A 23913-nucleotide genomic window follows, 5' to 3' on the forward strand; every position below is an offset into this window, starting at 1 on the left:
GTCTCCGGGGCGTGAGAAGCGGGCTGACCGAAGGCTCCGCAAGGGCTCAGCACGCGCTCTCATCGCCGAGGACCGTAAAGCGCGACGGTCGTCCGCACAGCAGAAGGTAGCCGAGCTCGCAGCCGAGAAGCGCTCAACTGAGCTACTCCCCCGCTCCGGTGAGCCCGGACCCGCCGCCCTGCGAACCCCTGGACGGTTCCGGCTCCCGCGCCATCAGGACACCTCCGCAACCCTCGCCGGCGCCTACCCGTTCCTCGCTGAAGGTGGACTCGGCAGCGAGGGCGTGTTCATCGGTCAGGACCTCCACTCAGGATCCTCCTTCGTCTACGACCCGTGGGTCCTCTACGCCCGCGGCATGATCACCGCGCCGAACCTGGTCCTGGCCGGGATCGTGGGCGCCGGCAAGTCGAGCCTCGCCAAGAGCCTCTACGCACGTTCCATTCCCTTCGGCCGCCGCGTCTACGTGCCCGGCGACCCCAAGGGCGAGCACACGCCCGTCGCCGAAGCCGTGGGCGGCAAGGCCATTGCCCTCGGTCACGGCATGCCGAACCGGCTCAACCCGCTCGACGAGGGGATCCGTCCGGCCGGACTCGACGACGCCCAATGGTTCAGCCAGGTGACCAGCCGACGCCGCGACCTGATCGGCTCCCTAGCCGAGACCGTCCTCGATCGACGCCTCACACCCCTCGAGCACACCGCCGTCGACGTGGCGCTGGACCGCACGGTGCGAGGCGCCGACGTACCGGTGCTCCCGATGGTCGTCGACCGACTGCTCGCGCCCGACCGAGCCGACGACCAGGACGGACGACTTGGCGAGGACGGAAGGCTGCCCGGCCACGCACTGCGCCGACTGGTGGCGGGCGACCTGGCCGGGCTATTCGACGGCCCCTCCACGGTGTCGTTCGACCCGTCCCTGCCGATGATCTCCCTCGACCTGTCGCGCGTGACCGAGAACGCCACCCTCATCTCCGTCCTCATGACCTGCGCCTCGGCCTGGATGGAGTCAGCGCTCATGGACCCGGCCGGCGGCCAACGATGGGTCGTGTACGACGAGGCCTGGCGCCTGATGTCGCACCCCGCGCTCCTGCGCCGGATGGATGCCCACTGGCGGCTCGCACGGCACTACGGGATTGCCAACATGCTGATCTTCCACAAGCTCTCAGATCTGGACAACGTCGGCGACTCCGGGTCCGCCATGCGTGCCCTCGCCTCCTCCCTGCTGGCCAACGCCGAGACCCGTGTTGTCTACCGCCAGGAGTCCGACCAGCTCGGCCCCACCGCGGCCGCGCTCGGTCTCACGGGCACCGAGCAGGCGCTCATCCCCACGCTCGGCACCGGCCAGGGGCTGTGGCGGATCAAGCACCGCTCCTTCGTCGTGCAGCACCAACTGCATCCCGCCGAGCTCGAACTTTTCGACACCACCGGCCGCATGACAGGAGGCACGACGTCATGAGCACACAGGTTCGTGCACGAACATCTCGCGAAGCCAAGCTCGAAGCCCTGCAGCAGACCCTGTCGGAGTCGGTCGCCGCGCTGGTCACCGGCGAGGACTGGAAGCGAGCGCTGACGTTCGCCGCCGCGTTCCGGTCACGCAGCTTCAACAACACCATGCTGATCTACGCCCAGCACTACGCGGCGTACCAGGAGAAGCGCGTCCCGCAAGCGACTCCGACGTACGTCGCCGGCTTTCACCAGTGGCTAACGCTGGGACGTCAGGTGGTGAAGGGCCAGCACGGGTACGCGATCCTGGCGCCAGTCACCGCCCGGTTCGCCTCGCCGAACCCAGCAGACCCCGGGTCATGGCACCGGCTCGCACGTGGCGAGCGGCCTGAGTTCGGCGAGACCGTGAAGTCGAAGCTCATCGGTCTCAAGCCCACCCATGTGTGGGACGTGTCCCAGACGACGGGCGACCCCGTTCCGGAACTCCCCCGCCCCGACTTGCTGCGCGGTGAGGCTCCCGCCGGTCTCTGGGATGGCCTCGCGGACCAGATCACCGCCCGCGGGTTCGAGCTCCGGTTGGTCTCCTCCGCCGCAGCGATCGGTGGAGCCAACGGCCTGACCGACTTCCTCGCCCGCGAGGTCTCGGTCCGAGCGGACATGGACGACGCGGCCCAGGTGAAGACGCTGGCTCACGAACTGGGCCACGTCCTGCTCCATGCCCCCCGCGAAAACGCCGCGTCGACCGACCTCGCCGCCGACGCGACCATGCACCGTGGCATCGCCGAGGTCGAGGCTGAATCGATTGCGCTGATGGTCGGCGCGACTCATGGACTCGACACCTCGGCGTACACCATCCCCTATGTCTCGACGTGGGCCGCGAGCGTCCCCGGGAAGACGCCCGTCGAGGTCGTGCAGTCGACGGCGGAGCGCGTCAGGGGCGCAGCGGTCGGAATCTTGGACAAGCTCGACACGCAGAAGGTCGGCGACGGCACCCCTCCGGGCCTGGACCGAGAGGCGTTGAGCCGCCGCGTCACGGCAGCGCCTGTCGCGACCAGTGCACGGACCGACGGGCCGGTGCTCGAGCGATGAAGATTCCCGTCGTGCTCAGCACCGTCCATGTTCGAGTCGGCGAGGACGGACACCTGCAGGTCGACGTCGACGGCACGCCGTACGACGTGGGACGGGCGCTCGCACGGGCCGACCTCAGCGCCGTGCTGGACCAGATCACCAGCGAAGCCGGAACTGCCGTACGCGTCGAGATCCGTGAAGCCGACGGCGCGACCTACGCCGACATCGCCACTCCACCGTCCGCGCCCGACACCATGTCAGCGGACGACCACGCACACCCCCGGCCTTCGTCGGGAATCACCGGCAGGGGCTTCCGTCCCGGTGAACAGGTCGCAGTCGCCTACGTCCTCTGCACCGAGACGGCAGGCGCCGACGGGCAAGCAGCCGTGAACCTCCCGCCCGCGCTTCTGTCCAAGCGCGGAAGCAGACTCGTCCTGATCGGGATGACGTCCGCAGCGGTGACCGAGATCGAGCAACCGGCGTGAACGCGCGCGGACGGTCCGTCGACAACGAACTGACCAACGCCGCGCTCATCGCGATCTGCGGCGCCTTCCTGCTCGCGCTCCTCCTGCGCGCCGCGGGTTCCGTCGCAGCGTTCCTGACCAGCGCGGAGCAGCCCGCCAACGGCGTAGCAGCCGGTCTGCGCGTACTCGCTCGACCCACCTCCCCGGGTACGGCGCTCGGCACCGATCGCCTGTCAGCAACGGCGTTCTGGGTCAGCCTCCTGGTCCTGGTCTCGCTGTTCCTCAGCGTCGCCTGGGGCGTATGGACGCTCATCGCACGCGCTCGACACCGGTCCGCCCACGACCCGCAGTGCATCGAAGGCACCGCGACCCGAAGGGACATCGAGGCCACAGCTTCCGAGAAGGCGTTGCTCCGTCGGGCCAGCACGCTGCGCCCCTCACTCAAGCGCGCCACCGCCTGCGACGTGGGCTACCTGCTCGGCAGGAGTCACGGTCGCGGCGTCTGGGCGTCCGTCGAAGACTCGATCCTCGTCCTCGGTCCGCCACGATCCGGCAAAGGGCTTCACCTGGTCATCAACGCAATCCTCGATGCACCCGGCGCCGTGGTGACCACCTCAACCCGACCCGACAATGTCACTGCCACTATCCATGCTCGACGGGCCCGCGGACCCGTAGCCGTCTTCGACCCGCAACGCCTCACGACCGGCATCAGCGCAGTGCAAGACGCCGGAGTCCGCTGGTCTCCCATTCGCGGCTGCGAGGACCCGCTGACGGCGATGATCAGGGCCACGGGCTTGGCGTCGTCGACCGGGCTCTCGGCTGGAGGGACCGAGTCAGGCGGGTTCTGGGAAGGTCGCGCCCGGGCCGTCCTCCAGGCGTTGCTCCACGCAGCCGCCCTCGAGCGGCTCTCGACACGGGTGCTATTCGAGTGGTCCCTGTCGGCGAACGCCGCGATGGACGCAGTCGGGATCCTCGCCAGCCATGGCGGTGCCGCGCCCGGCTGGGCCGACTCGCTCCAAGGCATGATCACCTCCGACCCGCGAACCCGTGACTCCATCTGGATGGCCGTCTCACAGGCCATGGCATCCCTTGCCGACCCCCAGGTCCTCAACGCAGTCAGCCCCGCACTCGGAGAAGAGTTCGATCCCACGGACTTTCTGACCCACAACGGGACGCTCTACCTCCTTGCTACGGGAGCTGGCGCGGGTGCCGCTTGGCCACTCGTCGCCGCGTTCATGGAGGACCTGACAGAGACGGCACGACATCTAGCCGCCTCGTCGCCGGGGGCGCGGCTCGACCCGCCGCTCCTGCTCGCACTCGACGAGATCGGAAACCTTGCTCCACTGCCCTCCCTACCGGTACTGATGGCCGAAGGTGGTGGCACCGGCATCACGACGATGCCCGTCCTCCAGTCGCTCTCGCAGGCGCGAGCGAAGTGGGGCGACCATGCCGCCAGCACGATCTGGGACGCAGCAATCGTCAAAGTGATCCTGGGCGGTGCCTCCTCCTCGAAGGATCTACAAGAGTTGTCGGTCCTGATCGGCGAGCGGGACGAGTTCACCGAGAGCATGACGATCAACGAGTACGGCGCTCGCTCCACGCAGCGGTCGAGCCGACGCCGACTCGTGCTGCCGCCAGAGCGCATACGCACGCTGCCGTTCGGCACCGGCTTGGTACTCCAGCGGAGCACCGCACCCATCGTCATAGGCCTCCGTCCTTGGCGCTCGCGCCGCTAGGCGCGACGCACACAGGACCCTGGGACCAAGTGTGGTGGTTACGCACTCAGGACCGAGGCGCCGTGACCGGTGCGGCGTACGCGCTTATAACGCCGGGTCATACATCTGGTATGTGTTAGTCGTGCCCGACATTCATCCCCATTTAACGCTGCAAGCCTTCGCGGCTGCCATTGACGAACTCCGACCCCACATCGACGTCAGCATCCTGGATCAACAACTCCAAGATATGAAGCGAATTCCCGCAAAATGGGAAGAGCCTCAGAACTGCCTCTTTCCAGGGTGCGACAATGACAGCATTCGCAATTCGCACACCATTCAGGACGCCGCGATTGCGGGCCAGTTTGGCTCGGAAGCGATGACTCCAAAGTGGAAAGGTGTGGCGAAGGGCTTCGAGCTAGTTCGCTCTGCCGTAACTGGCCTTTCAATATTCCCCGGTTACTGCCAGCGTGACGAGAATAAGTTCCCGTTCGAAACGCGGGTGAGGTTCGAGGACGACCGTGACGATGCTCTGCAGTTGATGCGAGCAGGACACCGCGAACTCTGGCAAGCACAAAATAGACACGATTTTGCCGATCAGCTCCACCGACTCTCTGAAGACATTGGGGAGGCCGCCCGAGCCTACAGAGGCGCTGCGCGTATGACTTTCAACCCAGAGCTAGGAGAGACCTTCGGGGAATACGCAGCCCTGCAGAGGGAAATGATCGCTCGCCTACGGCCTCTGGCGGAACGGCTGGAGTCTGCAGCTCTCGGGAATCGGAAATGTCAGCCCTTGTCGCGTGGCATCTTCGCCCAGGACATCGACCGGAAGCCCTATTTCTTCCACGCCGCCGTTGAGTTGCAAATACAAGATTTGCCCCTTTTGCTCATAGCACTTGTACCCAACCAAGAACACTCGCGAGTCATGCTTGCAATCGAACCCGGCTATGAACCCGTCCTCGATTACTACGTTGCACAATGGCTTTCCCCGTCCAAACTAGACTCATCTCTCGAAGCATGGATCCGACACGGAACGCTCGATTGGTACGCGGATCCGGTCTGGTGGAATGGCTTGACAGAGGAAGAGAGAATCTCAATCACGAAGGATGTTAACTCAGTTTAGCCGACGACCCCTTCATTGCTGGGAGTCGCGGCTCCGAATCTCGACTAACACCAGAACTAGGCACAACTAGGGCCAACAGTCCCCTCTACTTCGGCAGAGGTTGGGCTGGTACGACCTAGTCCGTGCCGCGCCTGACTCACCAGACTGACACCTAGTTCCAGATCATGGCCATCGTCACGCAGCGTGCACCTTCTCGTAAATCACTTCCCACTCCGGAAGCGAGCGGTCCAAGGAGTCACGATGTCCATTCCCATCCAGATGAGTCTGACCGGCTTCATCGCCAGCGAACCCGACCTCCACTTCACGTCGGCGGGCGCCGAGTACCTACGCGTCCGGGTGGGAGTCGAGCATTGGCGCAAGGAGGTCGACGGCAGGTTCACCAGGCAGGAGCCGACCTTCCACGACATGGTCGCGTTCGAGGCCACCGCACGCGAGGTGTACGCCCGGTTCCGCAAAGGCGACTCGTTCGTCGCAAGTGGCTACGTCCACAAGTACGAGGTCGAGGGGCACGAGCCCAGCGTGGTGAAGGAGGAGTTCGTCGCGCGGAAGATCGGCCACAACGTCAACAGGACGGCGTACGAGGTTCAGCGCCGATCGCTGACCCTCGCGACGCCCGCGGAGAAGGTGACTCCCGAGCGGTCCAGTCCGACCATCGGCCTGTGAGCAAGTGCGGCGGCTATGGACCTCTACACCGGATACGACGAGCCGGGCCAGCCCGGCGAAGCCGACTTCCTTCACGATGACCTGCCCGGTCCGATCAACTGGAACCTACTTACCGCGGACGAGGCGCAGTACGAGTGGCACGACCTCGACCGCTGGGTGAAGTGGCTCAAGACCAGCCATGGCCTGCCACCCTCGATCGTGCCGCCGTTCTATTACCTCCACGACGAGCTCGTCTGGGAGCTGTCTGCACTCCACACGCACTGGCTGAGCTGCTACCACCAAACCGCCTCGCCCTCGGCTCCGATGGCTTGGCGGCGGGACTTCGAGGACGCCAAGCACCGACTGCGGGACTGGGTCGCTGTCTCCGGCACTCGCCTTGACCGAGACCGCCCGACCCGGATTACGTCCTGGCCCGGCGAACCGTCGGCCCCCCAGGCAGCCGAAGTCAAGATCGCGGACCGCGACCGCCACTTCGAGGAGTTCGTCTGCGACGACGTCATGCGGCGTCGCCGACTCGAAGTCCTGGCCGAGCGGTCACGCGCTGACTGAACCGACGTCTTCCCACAGGGCCGATCCACGCTGCACCGTCCACAGGCCCGCTCCTCGTTCTCGCCGAACAGGCCACGCGGGAAGACCGTTAACCCATCGACTCAGGAAAGGCCGGCGATGCTTCTCCCCCACGCGACCGCTCTCGCCGAGACCCGCTCACTCATCGCCACGCTCGCCGACCGCGCCCCCACACCAGAGGCCTCGTCGGCCTTTGAGCGCGCCCTGATCGAGCTGGACCGTGTCTACGGCGATGAGTGCCCGGCCGTCGGCAAAACCGAGCACGTCGAGGATCGGGCGTGCCAGATCGCCCGGCTGACGTCCGGGCTCGAGGGGCTCGAGCAGTACGGCGTGGATCCGCTGCGCCTCGAGTTGCTCCTCGCGATGCTCGAGGACGCAGACACACCGGACGGCATGTGATGTACGGCGAGACCGGCGCGGAGATGCGCCAGGCGTTCGCCGCGCTCCTGCGGCAACACCGGGTGCAGCAGAAGCTCGGCCAGACGCAGGAGACGCGCGAGGAACTCGGACTGCTGGTCCGCCAGTACCGCCAGACGGTCCTCGTGTGGATGGGCCAGGCCATGCAGGCGTCCAGGCCCCTGGCCTTCTCCAACATGCCGAGGGCACAACCCAATCCTTTCCACGCGGTCGGAACGGCGGACTCCGGGCCCCCTGTGGCCGACGAACTCGCCGACGCCATCGCGAGTGCCACGTCCGACTCGACGGCCCAACGCGCGTCTTCCGCAGCCCTGTCTTCGCGACATGCCAATCCCCTGGTCGAGCAGTGGCGACTTGCCGCACGGGCCGCGGCTCTCGCGGAGCACGACACCGCGGAGCCCTTCGCTGGGCGAATGACCGCGGCCCAGGCGCAGGCGCTGGTCGGCGACGTTGCCGCGCTGACCCAGGCCCTCGTCGTCCTGGATCGTCGCTACAAGAACACCCCCGGTTGGGAACCTCTGGCACAGAACGCCCGCCTCGGTTGGGCGGCGCTCGCGGCGGCGCTCGACGTCAGCCTCGGACAGCCCGACTACGCGGTCGACCACGTGGGCTGGCGACCGAAGTCGAAGCTCATGGCCGGTCCCGCTCGGCCTGGGATCCTCGGCGTCCTCCAGGCGCAGCACAACCTCGTAATCCGGATGCGGACCGTCCCCAACGCGACGAACCTCCGTCTCGTCGTCGACTCCCAGCGTCTTCTTTCGGCACACCTGGTCCCGTTCGCCGCGCGGATCGACGAGCGGCTGGCGGCACGTTGGACCGAGCGTGCCGGTACTTACGCCCTCGTCCAGCGGCAGCTCCGCGACATTGCCGGCGTGCTGGGTAGAGGTGGCCAGGCCGCTGCCGAAGGCGCCATTGCCGTGGCCCGCATGCGTGGCGTCCCGCCGGACACGATCGTCGAACCTCGTGTCCTGGGCGGCTTCCAACTGCTCTTCACCCGGCTCGACCATCGCATCGCCGACGTCATCGAGGACGGGGTCGAGTGCGGCGCGCTCGCCCAACGCGTCACGCTCCCCCGGCTGGTGGCCGGCAGTGGTCAGATGGTCCACCCCGTCCGGGAGCGGTTCGTCCCGGTCGCCAGAGCTGTGGACCTGGAGGTCATCCGCACGGTTCGCGACCGTCTCCGGCCACGGGAACCGGTGCCCACGGCCACTCCGGGAACGACCCGCGTCGAGCTCAACTCCGCGGTGCTCCACCGCCCCCGCACCAGACCGCGTCCGGGTGCCCCTCAGATCTGACCACAGCGGTGCGGTGCCGCATGGCAACCGCCGCGCACCTGACAGCACAGGACGCGGGCACCCACCCGAAGACACGACACCGGACAGACCCCTACGAACCGAGGAGCAGGCGATGACACGCAAGACGGGCCTCCCCACCTACCTCACCCTGGAGGAGGCGGCAGACATGCTCGCGGTCTCCGTCAAGACCATCAGACGGCGGATCAGCGAGGGCAGCCTGCCCGGCTACCGGTGCGGCCGGAAACAGATCCGAGTGCGTCTCGACGAGCTCGAAACCACCATCCGACGCATCCCCACGGTCGGGTCCTGACGGGATCTATGGACACGTAGTGGACACGAACGCCGAATTGCGGAACCGCCTCTGAGGCCTGTTTTCGCAGGTCAGAGGCGGTTTAGGGTGGTGGGCGATACTGGGTTCGAACCAGTGACCTCTTCGGTGTGAACGAAGCGCGCTACCACTGCGCCAATCGCCCGCGTGGTGCGGCGGAAACACTAGCGCATGGCAGCGGCGGACTCACATCCGGGCCGGGTCACATGCCGGGAAGCTCGGGCACGACGCCGAACAGGCCCTGGACCTCGTCCCACCCGTCGACCGCGAAGTGGGGCCACCCGTAGGTGCCGAGGTAGGCCGACACCGCACCCGCCACCGTGACGGCGCCCAGCACCGCGAGGCCGATCCGGCGACGCCTGACCGCGGGGTCCATCTGGCGCGCCTTCTCGGTTGCACGGTGCGCGTAGTCGCGCAGTCGATCGACGACCCGGTCGGCCCAGTCCCACTCGGTGGAGAGGATGACGAAGCCGAGGATGATGGCCACGATGCCCGGACCGGGGGCGATCATCATCACCAGCCCGGCGACGATCACCACGGTGCCGACGCACGTGACCACCATCTTGGTGATCAGCCCGGTGACCGGGTTGGCGTGGGCGCGGGCGTGGAGCCGTCGCAGCCAGTGCGGCCCGTAGTCGAGCTCTGGGGCGTGGACGCCGTCGTCGACGCCCTCGCGCGCGAAGACATCAGCGGCGGGACCCTTGGACAGCTCTTCGCTCACGGCGATGAGCCTAACGGGTGGGTGGGGTCTGACCGATCGGACACAAAGTCGAAGTTCCCCTATATAAATCTTGACGTTTACTACCCAAGAGTGCTTCGGGAATGCGTTACTACTGCATCAGGACAGCAGTGGAGGACATCATGGCGAGCAAGTACGACCGTCGAGTCGCTGGCGCAGTCGAGCAGGAGATCACGATGCAGTGCGTCGACTCCTTGGGTCGCGGGCACGATCTGGAGACCGTCTTCTCCTACCGCGAGGACGACCCGTTCGCCGTCACGATCACCTTCCTCACCCCGGAGGGCGAGCTGCCCTGGACCTTCAGCCGCGAGCTGCTGGCCGAGGGGGTCTGCGCCTCCGCGGGCGTCGGAGACGTGCACGTCCTCCCCAGCACCGACGAGCACGGGCGCGAGGTCGTGGTGGTGGAGCTCAGCTCCCCCGACGGCCACCTCGTGACCCGCGCGAGCGCCCGCGAGGTGCGCCGCTTCGTCCGTCGCTCGTTCAACGTGGTGCCCGCCGGCGAGGAGTCCCAGTTCCTGCGACTCGACGCCATCATCACCCAGCTGCTCGCCCACTGACCTACGCCTCTCGGCCACGCCCTCAGGGCGTCAGGGCCGAGAACGGTCCCCCTGGCGGACTCACGGGTCGACGTCCGCCGCCTCCCGCTCGGCCCAGGTCCGCGCCGCCTCCCGGGTGACCGGACCCGGCGCGGGCAACGCACGGTCGTTCCACCGGTCCACCGCCTGCACGTCACGCGTGGTGGAGGCGAGGAAGACCTCGCTGGCCGTGTCCACCACCTCGATGGGCTCGTCCACCTCCCGCCCGCCGAACCACTCCAGCAGCAGCGCGCGCGTCACCCCGGCCAGGCACCCCGAGGCCAGCGTCGGCGTGCGCAGCTCGCCGTCGACGACGTAGAAGACGTTGGAGCCCGTGCCCTCGCAGAGGTGACCGGCCAGGTTGGCGAAGATCGCCTCACTGGCCCCCTGCTCGTGAGCGTGAGCCAAGGCGACGACGTTCTCGGCGTACGACGTGGTCTTGAGGCCGGCCAGTGCGCCGCGCTCGTTGCGCGGCCACGGCACCGTCACCACCTGCGTGGTCGCGGGCGTGGGGTCCATCGAGGCGGCCACCACCGCCAACGTCGGGTCGCCGTGCCCCCGACCGCTCCCCAGGGGCGCCGCACCGGCGGTGTAGGTGATGCGCAGGCGCCCCAGCGCGAGCGGCTCCGCCGCCAGCACCTCCGCGATCGCCTGGCGCACCAGACGGTCGTCGACCGGCGGCAGCCCCAGCCCTTCCGCGGACCGCGCCAGCCGCTCCAGGTGCCGGGTCAGCGCGAACGGCGTCCCGTCGACCACCTTCACCGCCTCGAAGACACCGTCGCCCACGGTGAAGCCGTGGTCGGTCACGGCCAGAGCCGGTCCGGTCGGGTCCTCGAGGAGGCGGCCGTCGATCCAGGTGCGCATGATCGGCACTCTAGGGATCGCCGACCCACCAGGGCCTCCTGAACACTCCCTGCGGACCCCCGGGTTTGGCACCCCCCCGACCATCGGCTACTGTTCTGCTCGCACGAACGGCCGGTTCACCGGTTGTGAGCGCAGGCGGACATAGCTCAGTTGGTAGAGCGCAACCTTGCCAAGGTTGAGGTCGCGAGTTCGAGTCTCGTTGTCCGCTCGGAGAGGTCTTTCCACCGGTCCTTCCCTGGAGGATCTCACGCGGTGGGTTGGCCGAGAGGCGAGGCAACGGACTGCAAATCCGTGTACACGGGTTCAAATCCCGTACCCACCTCCACAAAATTCAAGACCTGGGCGATTGGCGCAGCGGTAGCGCGCTTCCTTGACACGGAAGAGGTCACTGGTTCAAACCCAGTATCGCCCACCAGCAGATTCACGCTCAGCACGGCCGGTTCCCGTCAGGGAAGCCGGCCGTTCTGCATTCCCGGCCAGGGCCGCAACGGCCGGCCCCGGGTGAGCGCGACCAGCGTCCCCCGCCGGTCTCCCTGGCCGACGAGAGCGCCCGGCATCCGCGGTCAGCGCAGGACGAGCCCGCCGCGGGCCAGCTCCCCCACCTCGGGCACCTCGACGGCAAGCACGTCGCGCACCGCCCCCAGCCCGGACGTCAGCGCGACCCGGGGCACCCCGCGTGCCGCCAGCAGCTCGGCGAGCCACGGCACGAACTCGGCGAGCACCGCCTCGTCGTCGACAAGGTGGGCGGCGGCGACGAACCTGATGATGTAGACGAGGTCCTCCCGCGTCCGCCGGCCGGCCTCCGGGTCGTAGTCCGCGACGGCCGGTGCGAGACGCCCGAGCCGCTCGTGGGCGAGACGTGCCAGATCCGACGCCCGGCCCTCGAGCACGTCGTAGGCCGCCGGGACGGGCGCCGCCTCCGCCGTCTCCGGCAGCGCGTCCGCCCAGGACTCGAGGATCTCGGCCGCCGTCTCGGCCTGGAGGGCCCAGCCGTCGGCGCCCAGCGTCACGGCCCGGCGCGGGTCCGACCCGAAGGCCCGGCCCCCGGCCAGGACCGGGATGGCCCGCTCGTGGGCGACGCCGGCGATCCGCCGCACCCCCGCGAAGGAGAGGGGCAGGCTGCAGGAGACGATCACCGCCGCTGCGGGCCGCCGGTCCAGGTAGGCCGCGACGTGGGCGGCCGGGGTCGAAGCACCCAGACAGCTGGCGTCCCAGCCGCGGAGCCGGAGGATCTCGGCGACCAGCTGCGCGGCCAGCGAGTGCCAGTCACCCTCGGCGCACACCACCAGGACGTGCCCGCGGCTCTCCTCGACGGCCGGAACGCCCGCGACCACCGAGTCGAGCACCCTCGTGGTGAGTCCGGTGACCAGGTGCTCGTCGGCCACCGACCACTCGTTGCGCTGCCACCGGCGGCCCACCTCACGCTGCGCGGCACCCAGCAGGTCCAGGAGGACCGACTCCAGTCCCGCCCCCTGGTCGATCAGCCGGACGACGAGTCCGCGGGCCGCGGCGAGGTCGCCGGCGCGCGTCAGCTCGAGGTAGCGGTCCACCAGCGCGTCGGTGACCGCGCCGGGCGGCCGAGTCACGGGTAGTCCTCCGGATCGGCGGCGAACCAGCAGTCGCGCCCCGCCCGCTTGGCGCGGTAGAGGGCCCGGTCGGCGGCGACGACCGCCTCCTGGGCGCGTCCGTGGATCGCCGCCGTGCCGGCCGAGAAGGTCACCGGGTCGTGCCGGGTCGACTGCCAGGCCAGCCGGAGCCGCTCCAGGAAGGGCTGGGGCTCCGGGCTGCGCAGCACGACGAGGAACTCCTCGCCGCCCGTCCGGGCCACGTAGTCCGCGCTCCTGGCGGTCGCGGAGAGCGCCATCGCGAAGTCGCGCAGCACCCGGTCGCCGGCCTCGTGCCCCCCGGAGTCGTTGACGCGCTTGAAGTGGTCGAGGTCGAGGGCCACGATCGTCCCCTGGCGGATGCGCGGCAGGAGCCTGGTCAGCATGCGGCGGTTCCACAGCCCCGTGAGCGGGTCACGCGTCGCCTCGTCGGCGAAGCGCTGAGACCGGTCGAGCAGCTCCAGGGCCCGGTAGGCGTCCCGGACGAACATGGGGAGCTGTCGCTCCAGGGCTTCCCGCGCGGCGCTCCCGGGCGGCGCGGTGGCCAGCACCGGCGCCCCGGTGCCGAGCGCCAGGTCCACCGCCAGGGCGTCGGCGTGGTCGTCCCCCAGCGGTACGAGCGAGCCGCCCAGGTCCTTGACCAGGTCCCTGGCGGTGGCCAGGACGGCCTCGACGTCGGCGGCCCACAGCAGGCGTCGAGTCGCGTCGAGGACGAGCGACGACTGGTCATCGCCAGGTGGAGAGCCGACGGGCTCGCGCGGGCTGCTGTCTATGCCGCCATCATGGCAGAGCGCGGGCACCCTTGCGGGGTGCTGCACGCGGGGTCCGCCACGGCGCTCCCTCATGGCGCGGCCTGGAACCGGACGGTGAAGACGGAGCCGCGGGGCGAGTTGTCGGAGACCAGGATCCGGCCTCCGTGCTCCTCGGCCACCGCGGCGGCGATGCTGAGCCCCAGGCCCGGGCCGGCGACCGGCAGGTCCTGAGAGGCGGCACCGCGGAAGAACGGCGTGAACAGGTGCGGGAGCTCGGCGCGGGGAACACCCGGCCCGGTGTCCGACACCTCGATCGAGGCCGTCCCCGCGAACTCCGCGACCCGGCAGACCGCACGGCCGCCGGGAGGTGTGAACGTCACGGCGTTCTCGACCAGCTGACGCACCAGCAGCTCGAGCCTCGCGGCCTCGCCGAGCACCACGACGGGGTGATCGGGACACACCAGCTCCGGGACCACGCTGCCCGGCCCCGGCGGGTTCGGCAGGCTCGGCAGGCTCGTCAGCACGGACTGCGACACGTCGCGCAGGTCGACGAGTCCCGTGGCCGGGGTCCGCTCGGACTTGGTGTCCGAGAGCGTGACCAGGCTCTGGGACAGGTGCTGGATCCGGCCCACGTTGCGCCGGATGGCATCGGCGAACCGGGTGCGGCGCTCCTGGTCGTCGACGCCGTGCTCGAGCAGCTCCAAGAACCCCAGGATGCTGGTCAGCGGGGTCCTGAGCTCGTGCCCTGCGGTGGTCACGAAGTCCTCGCGGAGCCGCTCGAGCTCGACCTGCCGCTGGGCCGCCTGCTGCTCGCGGAGCAGCGCCTGGGCCAGCAGCTCGCCGGTGCGCCGCTCCTCGGTCACGTCGAGAGCCTGCGCGAAGTACCCGCTGACCCCACCGGAGGAGCCGAGCAGCGGCTGAACATTCACCGACAAGACGCGACGGCTGCCGTCTGCTCCTCTGATGTCCCACGAGCTGGTCGTCGCGACCGGCCCCCCGTCGGCCGGCACCCCCGCGGAGGCAGGGTCGGGGCCGGCCTCAGGCTCGGCCCGACGACGGTCGAGGTCCCCCAGGTGCACGGCGGGGTGGCGGCGGCGGTCGTACCGCGCGGGGTCCACCACGAAGAGCCCGGGGCCGGGCGGTACCCCGGCGGCGGACGCGCGTCGCTCCAGCTCGTCGGGTTCGAAGATGTCCATCGGGAAGGGCCTGCCGACGAGCTCGGCTCGCGGTCGCCCCACCAGGGCCTCGACCGCCGCGTTGCACCACGACACCACTCCTCTGGCATCGGTCGAGACGGCCAAGATGCTGCCGGGCACTGTTCTTCTCCTACGGACGGGGCGGTGTGACATGTGGGCGCGCGCGTGGCGACGTCAGGCAGCGAGTGCACCCTCGCACGGACCGGCGCACCCTGCGGGTCAGGGTGGGAGGCGTTCGCGGGGGGACGACCAGCTTCCTGTGGCGCTGGTCCCCGGGCGCCTGAAGACAGCCGATCGTGCGGGTGATCAACCCGCACGGGCACGACGAGGACCGTGTGTTCGGTAACCCGGCTGACCCTGGTGGGCCCCGTGGCTTTGCGTCCCCGACTCACATCGGGTTTGCCGTTTCGCACTGACACCAGACGCGTGGCCTGTCATCAGGATCCGGTTCGCGGGTGCACCGCTCCCCGTCTCACCCGTCACGGTGTCACGGCCCCCTGCCACTGTCCGGCGAATCGCCCGATACGTCGCGGTTGTCCCGCCACCTACGCTCAGTCCATGAGGCTCCCCACTCCCGCCGTCCTGCGCCCCGTCCTCCGCCACACCCCGCTGCGCGGTCCGCGGGAGAAGGTCCTGCTCGAGCTCGACCTGGGCCGCGGCGTGGCCGAGAGCCCCCCGGGCAGTCCGGTGGAGGCGCTGCGGGCCCTGCACACCCCGCTGCTGCGCACGCTCGTCGAGCACCTCGCCGACGCGGCCACGGACCCGGACGTGATCGGCCTGATCGCGACCGTCGGCGACGCTCCCCTGACGATGGCGCAGTCCGCGGAGCTCCGCTCGGCCGTCGCCGCCTTCCGCGCCGCCGGGAAGTCGACGCTGGCCTGGAGCCCGACCTTCGGGGAGCTCGGCCCCGGCAACACCGGCTACCACCTGGCGGCCGCCTTCGAGGAGGTCTGGCTCCAGCCCAGCGGCGCGGTGGGCCTGGTGGGCTTCGCCGGCGAGGCGGCCTTCCTGCGCGGGGCCCTGGACAAGCTCGGCGTCCAGCCGCAGCTCTCGCAGCGCCACGAGTACAAGACCGCCGCCGACATGCTGATGCGCACCGAGATGTCCGAGCCGCACCGGGAGATGCTCACCCGGCTCCTGGAGTCGACCACCGAGACCCTGGTCACCGACGTCGCCGGCGATCGCGGGCTGACCCGTGACGCCGTCCGGGCCGTCCTGGCCGAGGCGCCCCTGCGCGCCGAGGACGCACGCGAACGTGGCCTGGTCGACGTGCTCGGCTACCGCGACCAGGCCTACGAGGTGATGCGGGCACGGGCCGGGGGCGCCGAGCCCACGCTGCGCTACGTCGAGCGCCACGGCGCCGGCCGGTTCGACGGCCTCCTCCCGGAGTTGACGAGGTTGCCGGGCCACAAGCCGATCATCGGGCTGATCCAGGCCACGGGGCCGATCAACCTGGGGCGCGGGGACGGCGGTTCTCCGCTCTCCGGTGCCTCGGTCGGGTCTGAGCCGCTGACCGCGGCGCTGCGCGCCGCCGGTCGCGACGAGCACGTGAAGGCCGTGGTCCTGCGGATCGACTCCCCCGGTGGCTCCTACATCGCCTCCGACGTGATCCGGCGCGAGATCCAGGTGCTGCGGGAGTCGGGCACCCCCGTGGTCGCCTCGATGGCCTCGGTCGCCGCCTCCGGGGGCTACTACATCGCCATGCCCTGCGACACGATCCTGGCCAGCCCCGGCACCATCACCGGCTCCATCGGGGTGCTGGCCGGCAAGAACGTGCTGCGCGAGGGACTGGCCAGGATCGGGATCACCCGCGAGACCCTCGCCGGGTCCCCCCGCGCGGCGATGTTCTCCTCCAACCGCCCCTTCGACGACGACGAGCTGGCGGTGCTCGACGCCTGGCTCGACGAGGTCTACGCCGACTTCACCGCCAAGGCCGCCGCCGACCGCTCCATGGACGTCGAGCAGCTGCGCGCCGTGGCCCGGGGCCGGGTCTGGTCGGGCGCCGACGCCCAGCGGCACGGCCTGGTCGACACGCTCGGCGGCCTCGACGTGGCCGTCGACGAGGCCTGTCGGCTGGCCCGCGTCGACCGGCGCAAGACCGAGGTGCGCAGCATCCCGCGGCACCGTCCGCTGCAGGGCCTGTTCCCGCGGGAGAGCTCGGAGTCGGTGGAGGCGCGTCTCTCCCCCGCCACCACGGGCCTGCCCGCGCTCGCCGCCGGCCTGACGGTCGGCGAGGGTCCGGCGCTGTGGCGGCGGGCGCTGCCCGAGCTCGGCGCCCTCTGGGGCAGGCCGTACGCCGGGGTGCTGAGCCTGCCGCCGCTGCACCTGCCCGGCCTGCTCCCCGGCTGAGCGCGCGTCACAGCCGCAGGGTCCCGGTCACCACCCCGAAGACGCCCATCCCCGCGCCCGCCCACAGCAGCAGGCAGACGAGCAGCTCGGGGCGGGTGAAGGCCACCTCGCCGCGCTCGTGGCGCGCGCGCAGGTAGAGCAGCGTGCCCGGCGCGTAGATCAGGGAGCTGAACAGCAGGTACCTGGGACCCGCGGCGAAGAGCAGGAAGATCGCGAAGGCGACGGCCACCGTCGCGATCGCGAGGTCCCGGTGACGGGTGCGCTCCTCGTCGGAGCCGTAGCTGCGCCGGGTCACGGCCAGCTTGAGGGCGTAGGTCGCGACCAGGAGGTAGGGCACCACGGTGAGCGTGGTGGCCAGCTTGAGCATCACCTCGAGGGCGTCCTGGGTGATCAGCACCAGCAGCAGGAAGAGCTGGATGGAGACGTTGGTGGTGATCAGGGCCGCGATGGGCGTCCCGCGGCGGCTCACCCGGGTCAGGAAGCGCGGCATCACCGCGGTGCGGGCCGGCATGTAGAGCGTCTCGGCGTCGACCAGGTTCATGGCCAGGTAGGCCCCGAGCACCGAGATGATCACCGCGATGTTGATCAGGTCGTCGCCCCACGTCCCCACGACCGCCTCCAGGACTCCCCCCATCGAGGGCTGCTCGGCCGCCGCCAGCTCACGCCGGGGCAGCACGCCGTAGGAGGCCAGGGTGACCGAGGCGAAGAGCGCCAGGGTGCTCAGGAAGCCCAGCAGGGTGGCCCGGCCGACGTCCTCGCGGCGGCGCGCCAGCCGGGAGTAGATGCTGGCCCCCTCGATGCCGAGGAAGACGAAGGTGACCACCAGCATCGAGTCCTTGGCCTCCTCGAAGAGGGTGCCGCCCGTCCGCGGCCCCTCACCCCACAGGTTGTCGGCGAAGACCTGCGGGTCGAAGGCGAAGGACGCGATCAGGACGAAGACGATGATCGGCACCACCTTGGCCATGGTGACGATGCGGTTGACCACCACCGCCTGCCGGATGCCCCGCGAGATCAGCGCGTGCAGCACCCACACCACCACCGAGCTGAGCATCACCGCGAGCACCGTGTTGCCCTGCCCGAGACCGGGGAAGAAGGTGCCGAGGCTGGTCATCGCGAAGGTCAGGTAGAACACGCACGAGACGACGTTGCCGGCCCAGTAGCCCCAGGCGGCGTTGAAGCCGGCGTAGTCGCCCAGGCCGTCCTGGGCATAGACGTAGATGCCGTCGTCGAGGTCGGGCCGCCGCAGGGCCAGCGACTGGAAGACCAGGCAGAGCATCAGCATGCCGAGCCCGGCGATGCTCCATGCGACGGCCGCCCCCCACACGCCGGTGACGCCCGCGAGGTTGGCCGGCAGGGTGAAGACGCCGCCGCCCACGATGGAGCCGACCACCAGGCCGGCCAGGGTGAGGACGGAGACCTTCTGGGCGCGGGGAGCCGCGGTCCCCGCGTCCTTGCTCGGAGTCGTCGTCATGTCAGCGCTGTGGCCTGACGAGCGGGAACAGGATCGTGTCGCGGATGCTCAGGCCGGTCAGGTTCATCACCAGCCGGTCGACCCCCAGGCCCATCCCCCCGGTCGGCGGCATGCCGTACTCCAGGGCCTCGAGGAAGTCCTCGTCGACCTGCATCGCCTCGGGATCGCCGGCGGCCGCGAGCAGGGACTGCTCCACCAGCCGCCGACGCTGCTCGACCGGGTCGACCAGCTCGGAGTACGCCGTCCCCTGCTCCGCGCCGAAGAGCACCAGGTCCCACTTCTCCGAGAGCAGGGGGTCGTGCCGGTGCGGCCGGGTCAGCGGGGCGTTCTCCCGGGGGAAGTCGGTGTAGAAGACCGGGGTGGTGGTCTGCCCCTCGCAGAGCTCGTCGTAGAGCCCCTCCAGGACGGAGCCCCAGGCGGCGTCCAGGTCGAGCTCCAGCCCGATCCGCTCGGCGTGCTTGGCCAGGACCATCAGCGGAGTGGCGGTGGTGATCTCCTCGCCGAGGGCCGCCGAGACGGCCTCACAGACGGTCATGACCGGCCACTGCCCCGACAGGTCGTACTCGCGGACGTGGCCGTCGGCGTCGGCACGCCGGGCGACCGGAGCGCCGTGCACTGCGGTGGCGGCCTCCTGGATCAGTTCCTGGGTGAGGACCCGCATCGTGTCGTAGTCCCCGTAGGTCTCGTAGACCTCCAGGGAGGTGAACTCCGGGTTGTGCTTGAAGTCGGCACCCTCGTTGCGGAACTGGCGGCCCACCTCGAAGACCTTCTCCATGCCCCCGACCACCAGCCGCTTGAGGTGCAGCTCGGTGGCGATGCGCAGGTAGAGGTCCATGTCGTAGGCGTTGATGTGGGTCTCGAACGGCCGGGCGTTCGCACCTCCGTGGACGGTCTGCAACACCGGCGTCTCCACCTCGGTGAACCCCCGGGCCCGGAGCGAGTCGCGGATGCTGCGGACGACGGTGGCGCGCCGGTAGGCGGTGGTGCGCGACTCGGGGCGCACGATCAGGTCAACGTATCGGTGCCGCACCCGGGCCTCCGGGTCGGTGAGCCCCCGGTGCTTGTCGGGCAGGGGCCGCAGCGCCTTGCTGGTCAGCACCACGCTCCGGGCGCGCACGGAGAGCTCGCCGCGGTGGGTGGTGACGACCTCCCCGGTGACGCTCACGTGGTCGCCGAGGTCGATGGTGTGCTCCCAGAAGGCCAGCTCGGGCGCCGGGAGGTGCTGCGCGTCGACCATCACCTGGAGGTCGCCGCTGCCGTCGCGGAGCGTGGCGAAGCCGAGGTGTCCCATGTCGCGCTTGAGCATCACCCGGCCGGCCACCGAGACCTCGATCCCCGTCTCCGACCCGGCGGCGAGGTCGGGGTCGACCAGGCCGCGGACCTCCGCGAAGGTGTGGCTGCGCGGCGCGGTCACCGGGTAGGGGTCGATCCCGATCTCCCGGATCCGGTCCAGCTTGTCCCGGCGCACCCGCATCTGCTCGGGCAGGCGGTCGGGCGAGACCGCCTCGGCCACCACGTCGGGCGCCGGTGGGATCAGCGCCAGGACGGCGGCGGCGTGCTCGGCCCCGCCGCTCTCCAGCCCGCCGTCCCGGTCGGCACGTCGTCGCAGCCGGGCGACCGAGGGGGTGGTGAGGAACCCCTCCGCGCTGCCCGCCGCCGTGCCGACCCGCGGGAGGTCGGAGGCGTACTCGTAGCCGAGGTAGCGCGGCTGCCACTGCGGCAGGTACTTCGCGTTGGAGCGGTAGAGGGACTCCAGTTGCCAGTTCCTGCTGGCGAACATCAGCGCGTGCCGCCACAGCCGGGCGACCGGGGCGGCGCCGATCTCGGCCCCGCGCTCGAAGGCCTCCCGGAACATCGAGAAGTTGAGGGAGACCGGCCCGACCCCGAAGGTCGCCGACTCGGCGGCGAGGCTGGCCACCATCAGCTCGACCAGGCCGTTGTCCGCCGTGGGGTCACGGCGCATCAGGTCCAGCGAGAGCCCGGCCCGCCCCCACGGGACGAAGGTGAGGAAGCCGCGCAGCGCGCCTTCGGCGTCGCGGGCCTGGACCAGCACACAGTTCCCGTCCAGCGGGTCGCCGAGCCGCCCCAGCGCCATCGAGAAGCCGCGCTCGTCGCCGCCGTCGCCCCGCCAGGACGCCGCCGCCCGCCCGAGCTCGGCGAAGTCGGCCTCGGTGAGGCTCGCGTGCCGCACCACCCGGGTGGTGTAGCCGCGCCGGCGGAGCCGGGCGACCGACTGCCGCACCCCCTTCATCCCCGGCCCGTTCAGCGAGAACGAGCCGAGGTCGATCACCGCCTCGTCGCCCAGGTCGAGCATCGTCATCCCCGCGTCCGCGTGCGCCAGCGCACCCTCGTGGCCCGCCCCCATCACCGCCACCGACCAGCCGCTGGCCCGGGCCTCGGCCCGCCACCGGGCGATCGCGTCGGGCCAGTACGCCGGGTCCCCGACCGGGTTGCCGCTGGCCAGGCTGACCGAGCCCACGGCCCGGTAGGAGATCCCGGCACGCGCGGTCTCCGGCGCCCCGGTGTCCCAGACCACCGCCTTGTCCCGGCGGGTGGCGAAGTAGCCCAGGGAGTCGTGGTCGCCGAAGTCGCGCAGCAGCGCCCGGACCCTGGCCTCGTCGGCCACCCCGAGGGTGCGGGTGTCGCGTGGCGGACGGAACAGGATCAGCGTGGCCCCCAGGACGACCGCGGCGCCGAGCGCGCCGACCAGCAGCCGGACCCACCACGGGGCCGAGGCGTCGCTGTGCAGCCCGGCACGGCCCAGGTCGAGCAGCATCGAGTCGAGCACGTGGACGACCGCGTCGCCGTACCCGGGAGACCGGCCGAACCGGTCCACCAGCACCGCCCCACCCAGGACGGTGACCAGGCCACCGACCAGCAGCACGGCCGACGCCGCCAGCACGCTGCCGGGCACCTGCCGGGCCACGAACTGGGAGCGCACCCGCAGCGCGAGGACGATCGCCGCCCCCACCAGCACCAGCCCGACGAGCGCGGCCGTGAACCGGTCGCCCTGGGACATCGACTGGACCCGGCCCAGCTCGGGAAGACCGAGCCACCAGACGAGCACCACCCACCACGCCGCGCGCAGCCTCCGGCGGAGCCCGACGCCGGTGACCAGCAGCAGGGCCGCATAGACCAGGCTCGGGACCACCGGGATGGTCAGCAACGAGACCAGGTCGTCGGTGCGCAGGAAGTAGCGGTGCCACTCGGGGACGAGCGCCACCACGGCGGTGAGGGCGGCGAAGCCGAACATCACCCCGGCGAACCGGTCCGGCCAGCGGTCGTCGGCCGGGGTGCGCAGCACCATCCCCCACCCTCCCCCGGCACCCGGACGGGGCTCGACACTCGTCGTGCTCTGCCGGTGCGGTGGGCGAGGGTGGCTCATCGCGGTCTCCCCTCAGAGTGTGATGTCTGCCACGTTACTCGCGGACGGCCGGGCGTCCCCCGGCCAGAAGACCCAGGCACAGGACCCAGAGGCTGATCCCGACGATGTGCACCCGCTGGGTCGTGCCGATCGCCCAGGCGGGCCCGTCCGCGGCGAGCAGCCACCCGAAGAGCAGGCTGGCGGCGACCCCGGGGATCCAGAGGATCCAGCAGGCCGCCCGGTTCAGCCATCCGGGACCGTCTCCCCGGCTCCCCGCCCAGGCGGCGAGCACCCCCGCGAACAGGCCGAGGTCCGAGACCACCGTGATCGCGTTGTGCCACTCGGCCTGACGCCGCTGCTCGACCGCCTCGCAGATCAACCCCGGACCGCACGGAGCGGTCACCACCGCAGCCGCCGCCGCCCCCACGGCGAAGACGGCGGTGCCGCTCACGACCCCGGTACGCCACCAGCGCGCCGGCAGGGCGGCCCGGACCCGCGGCAGGAGCATCAGCACCAGCCCGGCGCAGACCAGGTCGGCAAGGCGGACCAGGCCGGCGTTCGGCTCCCCCGGGGCTGCCAGCTCGCTGACCACGTGCTCGAACCCCTCGAACCCCCGCAGCACCCAGTCGAAGGCGAAGCTCGAGTAGAGGAGCGCGGCGACCACGCCGGCGAACACCGGCAGCCGGTCGCGCGACCGGTCCGGGCTCACCCGCCGCTCCGGTCGGGAACCCCGGCATAGGCGCGCGCCGTTCCGCTGGACAGCGCGAGGATCACCAGGATGCTGCCCCCCGGGGCGAGCAGCGCGAACAGTTCGACCGGCCACCGACCGCCGACCAGGGACGTGACCATGGCGTCGGCAGCGGTGACGGAGCAGGCGGTCATCAGCAGCAGACGGGCCCAGTTCAGGCCGCGCACGACCCCGACCGCCAGCACCACGTCGACGACCGACGCCGCGAGCAGGGCGGAGACCAGCACAGGGTCGTCCTCCCGGCCGGTCACCACGGACCCGAGGTAGGCGACCGCGCGGCCCACCGCTACCCCGGCGCCGACGGCGACCGGGGACGGGATGCGCCGTACCGGTGGGGCCGGCGCAGGGTCGGGACCGGCGGGCATCCCCCGCAGGTCGAGGATCGGCAGGTCGCCGTCGGTGACGATCCGGTCACCGCCCCCGTTGCGATGGTGGTAGCCGGAGGAGAAGTTCTTGATCACCGAGCGGGCGACCTCGGGGTGCGCGTGGCTGACCGTGGCGACCACGAAGTCGCGCTCCACGTCGACCTCCGGCTCGATCCGGTGGGTGAGCTGGCCGGTGAAGAACGAGAGCCCCACCCGGCGGTCGTAGGTCGCCGCCGCCAGCCAGTCGACGCGGAACCCGCCCGGCAGGACCCACCCGTCGGGACAGCGCCAGAACCGGACGTGGTGCCGCCTCGTCGGGGTGCCCGCGACCTGCTGCTCGTAGGCGAAGTCCTGCTGCCGGTCGAAGAGCCGCAGCGGGCTGACCGGGGCGCTGGGGTAGCTGCGTCCCTGCACCACCCCGGCGACGATCGCCATCGAGGAGCGCAGGTCGACCGGGTCGGCCCGGATCCACCCGGCGCCGGCCATCGCGGCGTGGACCTGGGCCTCCCGGCCGAGCAGCGCGAGGTTGACCGGGTCGCCGAGCAGGCCGTCGCTGGTCCGGGTCCGGCCGACGAAGTAGCCGGGCAGGTAGATCGAGGTGAGGATCCGGTGCAGCCTCGGCAGCACCAGGTAGGCCGAGAAGCCCCAGAACGCCACCAGCAGCAGCGGGGGCCAGCCGGGGCGCAGGCCGTCGCGCAGCAGCACGTAGGAGAACCAGACCCCGGCGACCGCGGAGAACGCGAAGAACCAACCGTCCAGGACGGAGCTGGAGAAGCGGACCCGGGCGCCCGCGCGGATGCCCCGCATCC

General features: G+C 70.6%; 21 protein-coding genes, 4 tRNA genes and 1 riboswitch. Of the genes, 15 read left to right on the plus strand and 10 right to left on the minus strand.

The window, feature by feature from the left end; genetic code table 11:
* The first annotated feature begins 283 nt into the window (after positions 1–283).
* The 10 genes from AC4BG9_RS13045 (at position 284) to AC4BG9_RS13090 (ending at position 9059) form a co-directional block, all read left to right on the plus strand.
* Complete coding sequence (locus AC4BG9_RS13045; RefSeq protein WP_490571535.1) at positions 284–1453, plus strand: ATP-binding protein; 1170 nt, start codon at positions 284–286, stop codon at positions 1451–1453.
* Positions 1450–2529: an ArdC-like ssDNA-binding domain-containing protein gene (locus tag AC4BG9_RS13050; RefSeq protein WP_490571536.1), complete on the plus strand. Its 1080-nt coding sequence runs from the start codon at positions 1450–1452 to the stop codon at positions 2527–2529. Before AC4BG9_RS13045 ends, AC4BG9_RS13050 begins: the two co-directional genes overlap by 4 nt.
* Positions 2526–2993, plus strand: coding sequence for a hypothetical protein (locus AC4BG9_RS13055; protein WP_490571537.1), 468 nt, complete (start codon positions 2526–2528; stop codon positions 2991–2993). The genes AC4BG9_RS13050 and AC4BG9_RS13055 overlap by 4 nt, the downstream gene beginning before the upstream one ends.
* A complete protein-coding gene (locus AC4BG9_RS13060) occupies positions 2990–4708 on the plus strand; it encodes a type IV secretory system conjugative DNA transfer family protein (RefSeq protein WP_490571538.1) in 1719 nt (572 codons plus the stop codon). Before AC4BG9_RS13055 ends, AC4BG9_RS13060 begins: the two co-directional genes overlap by 4 nt.
* 112 nt (positions 4709–4820) lie before the next feature.
* Positions 4821–5807, plus strand: a complete 987-nt coding sequence (locus AC4BG9_RS13065) for a hypothetical protein (protein ID WP_490571539.1) — start codon at positions 4821–4823, stop codon at positions 5805–5807.
* 240 nt (positions 5808–6047) lie between these two features.
* Positions 6048–6470: a single-stranded DNA-binding protein gene (locus AC4BG9_RS13070; protein WP_490571540.1), complete on the plus strand. Its 423-nt coding sequence runs from the start codon at positions 6048–6050 to the stop codon at positions 6468–6470.
* A gap of 15 nt (positions 6471–6485) precedes the next feature.
* The gene (locus AC4BG9_RS13075) at positions 6486–7019 is read left to right on the plus strand and encodes a hypothetical protein (protein WP_490571541.1); all 534 of its coding nucleotides are present in this window, start codon (positions 6486–6488) and stop codon (positions 7017–7019) included.
* A 117-nt stretch (positions 7020–7136) separates the two neighbouring features.
* Entirely contained in the window at positions 7137–7436 is a 300-nt protein-coding gene (locus AC4BG9_RS13080) for a hypothetical protein (RefSeq protein ID WP_490571542.1), read from the plus strand.
* The gene (locus tag AC4BG9_RS13085; RefSeq protein ID WP_490571543.1) at positions 7436–8749 is read left to right on the plus strand and encodes a hypothetical protein; all 1314 of its coding nucleotides are present in this window, start codon (positions 7436–7438) and stop codon (positions 8747–8749) included. The genes AC4BG9_RS13080 and AC4BG9_RS13085 overlap by 1 nt, the downstream gene beginning before the upstream one ends.
* A 112-nt stretch (positions 8750–8861) precedes the next feature.
* On the plus strand, positions 8862–9059 hold the full coding sequence (locus AC4BG9_RS13090; RefSeq protein WP_490571544.1) for a helix-turn-helix domain-containing protein: 198 nt from the start codon (positions 8862–8864) through the stop codon (positions 9057–9059).
* 88 nt (positions 9060–9147) lie between these two features.
* On the opposite strand, the gene AC4BG9_RS13095 is transcribed toward AC4BG9_RS13090, so the two are convergent.
* Positions 9148–9222, minus strand: a tRNA-Val gene (locus AC4BG9_RS13095).
* A gap of 57 nt (positions 9223–9279) precedes the next feature.
* Complete coding sequence (locus AC4BG9_RS13100) at positions 9280–9798, minus strand: PGPGW domain-containing protein (RefSeq protein WP_490571545.1); 519 nt, start codon at positions 9796–9798, stop codon at positions 9280–9282.
* A gap of 101 nt (positions 9799–9899) precedes the next feature.
* On the opposite strand from AC4BG9_RS13100, the gene AC4BG9_RS13105 reads away from it, so the two are divergent.
* Complete coding sequence (locus tag AC4BG9_RS13105; RefSeq protein ID WP_490571546.1) at positions 9900–10373, plus strand: SsgA family sporulation/cell division regulator; 474 nt, start codon at positions 9900–9902, stop codon at positions 10371–10373.
* A 60-nt stretch (positions 10374–10433) separates the two neighbouring features.
* Here the strand turns inward: AC4BG9_RS13105 and AC4BG9_RS13110 are convergent, their stop codons facing one another.
* Positions 10434–11255, minus strand: coding sequence for an aminotransferase class IV (locus AC4BG9_RS13110; RefSeq protein WP_490571547.1), 822 nt, complete (start codon positions 11253–11255; stop codon positions 10434–10436).
* Between the two features lie 135 nt (positions 11256–11390).
* Here AC4BG9_RS13110 and AC4BG9_RS13115 point away from each other — a divergent pair.
* From AC4BG9_RS13115 to AC4BG9_RS13125, 3 genes are all read left to right on the plus strand, one after another.
* A tRNA-Gly gene (locus tag AC4BG9_RS13115) sits at positions 11391–11463 on the plus strand.
* Between the two features lie 43 nt (positions 11464–11506).
* A tRNA-Cys gene (locus AC4BG9_RS13120) sits at positions 11507–11580 on the plus strand.
* A 15-nt stretch (positions 11581–11595) separates the two neighbouring features.
* Positions 11596–11670, plus strand: a tRNA-Val gene (locus AC4BG9_RS13125).
* A gap of 148 nt (positions 11671–11818) precedes the next feature.
* Here AC4BG9_RS13125 and AC4BG9_RS13130 read toward each other — a convergent pair.
* From AC4BG9_RS13130 to AC4BG9_RS13140, 3 genes are read right to left on the minus strand one after another with little or no spacing between them, the layout of a single operon-like run.
* Positions 11819–12841, minus strand: coding sequence for a cobalamin B12-binding domain-containing protein (locus AC4BG9_RS13130; RefSeq protein ID WP_490571548.1), 1023 nt, complete (start codon positions 12839–12841; stop codon positions 11819–11821).
* A complete protein-coding gene (locus AC4BG9_RS13135; protein ID WP_490571549.1) occupies positions 12838–13704 on the minus strand; it encodes a GGDEF domain-containing protein in 867 nt (288 codons plus the stop codon). Before AC4BG9_RS13135 ends, AC4BG9_RS13130 begins: the two co-directional genes overlap by 4 nt.
* A complete protein-coding gene (locus AC4BG9_RS13140; RefSeq protein WP_490571550.1) occupies positions 13701–14927 on the minus strand; it encodes a PAS domain-containing sensor histidine kinase in 1227 nt (408 codons plus the stop codon). Before AC4BG9_RS13140 ends, AC4BG9_RS13135 begins: the two co-directional genes overlap by 4 nt.
* 218 nt (positions 14928–15145) lie before the next feature.
* Positions 15146–15221: riboswitch (cyclic di-GMP riboswitch) on the minus strand.
* Positions 15222–15365: 144 nt separating this feature from the next.
* Between AC4BG9_RS13140 and sppA the strand changes: the two genes are divergently transcribed.
* On the plus strand, positions 15366–17156 hold the full coding sequence (sppA, locus tag AC4BG9_RS13145; RefSeq protein ID WP_490571551.1) for a signal peptide peptidase SppA: 1791 nt from the start codon (positions 15366–15368) through the stop codon (positions 17154–17156).
* Between the two features lie 7 nt (positions 17157–17163).
* Here the strand turns inward: sppA and AC4BG9_RS13150 are convergent, their stop codons facing one another.
* The 4 genes from AC4BG9_RS13150 to AC4BG9_RS13165 form a co-directional block, all read right to left on the minus strand.
* Complete coding sequence (locus AC4BG9_RS13150; RefSeq protein ID WP_490571552.1) at positions 17164–18627, minus strand: basic amino acid/polyamine antiporter; 1464 nt, start codon at positions 18625–18627, stop codon at positions 17164–17166.
* A gap of 1 nt (position 18628) precedes the next feature.
* Positions 18629–21934, minus strand: coding sequence for a bifunctional lysylphosphatidylglycerol synthetase/lysine--tRNA ligase LysX (gene lysX, locus AC4BG9_RS13155; protein WP_490571553.1), 3306 nt, complete (start codon positions 21932–21934; stop codon positions 18629–18631).
* 112 nt (positions 21935–22046) lie between these two features.
* Positions 22047–22700, minus strand: a complete 654-nt coding sequence (locus AC4BG9_RS13160) for a DUF998 domain-containing protein (RefSeq protein ID WP_490571554.1) — start codon at positions 22698–22700, stop codon at positions 22047–22049.
* Positions 22697–23911 (minus strand): LssY C-terminal domain-containing protein, encoded by a 1215-nt coding sequence (locus AC4BG9_RS13165; RefSeq protein WP_490571555.1) that lies wholly within the window; start codon positions 23909–23911, stop codon positions 22697–22699. The genes AC4BG9_RS13160 and AC4BG9_RS13165 overlap by 4 nt, the downstream gene beginning before the upstream one ends.
* Positions 23912–23913 lie beyond the last annotated feature (2 nt).

The organism is Nocardioides sp. Z40_12 (assembly GCF_058215795.1).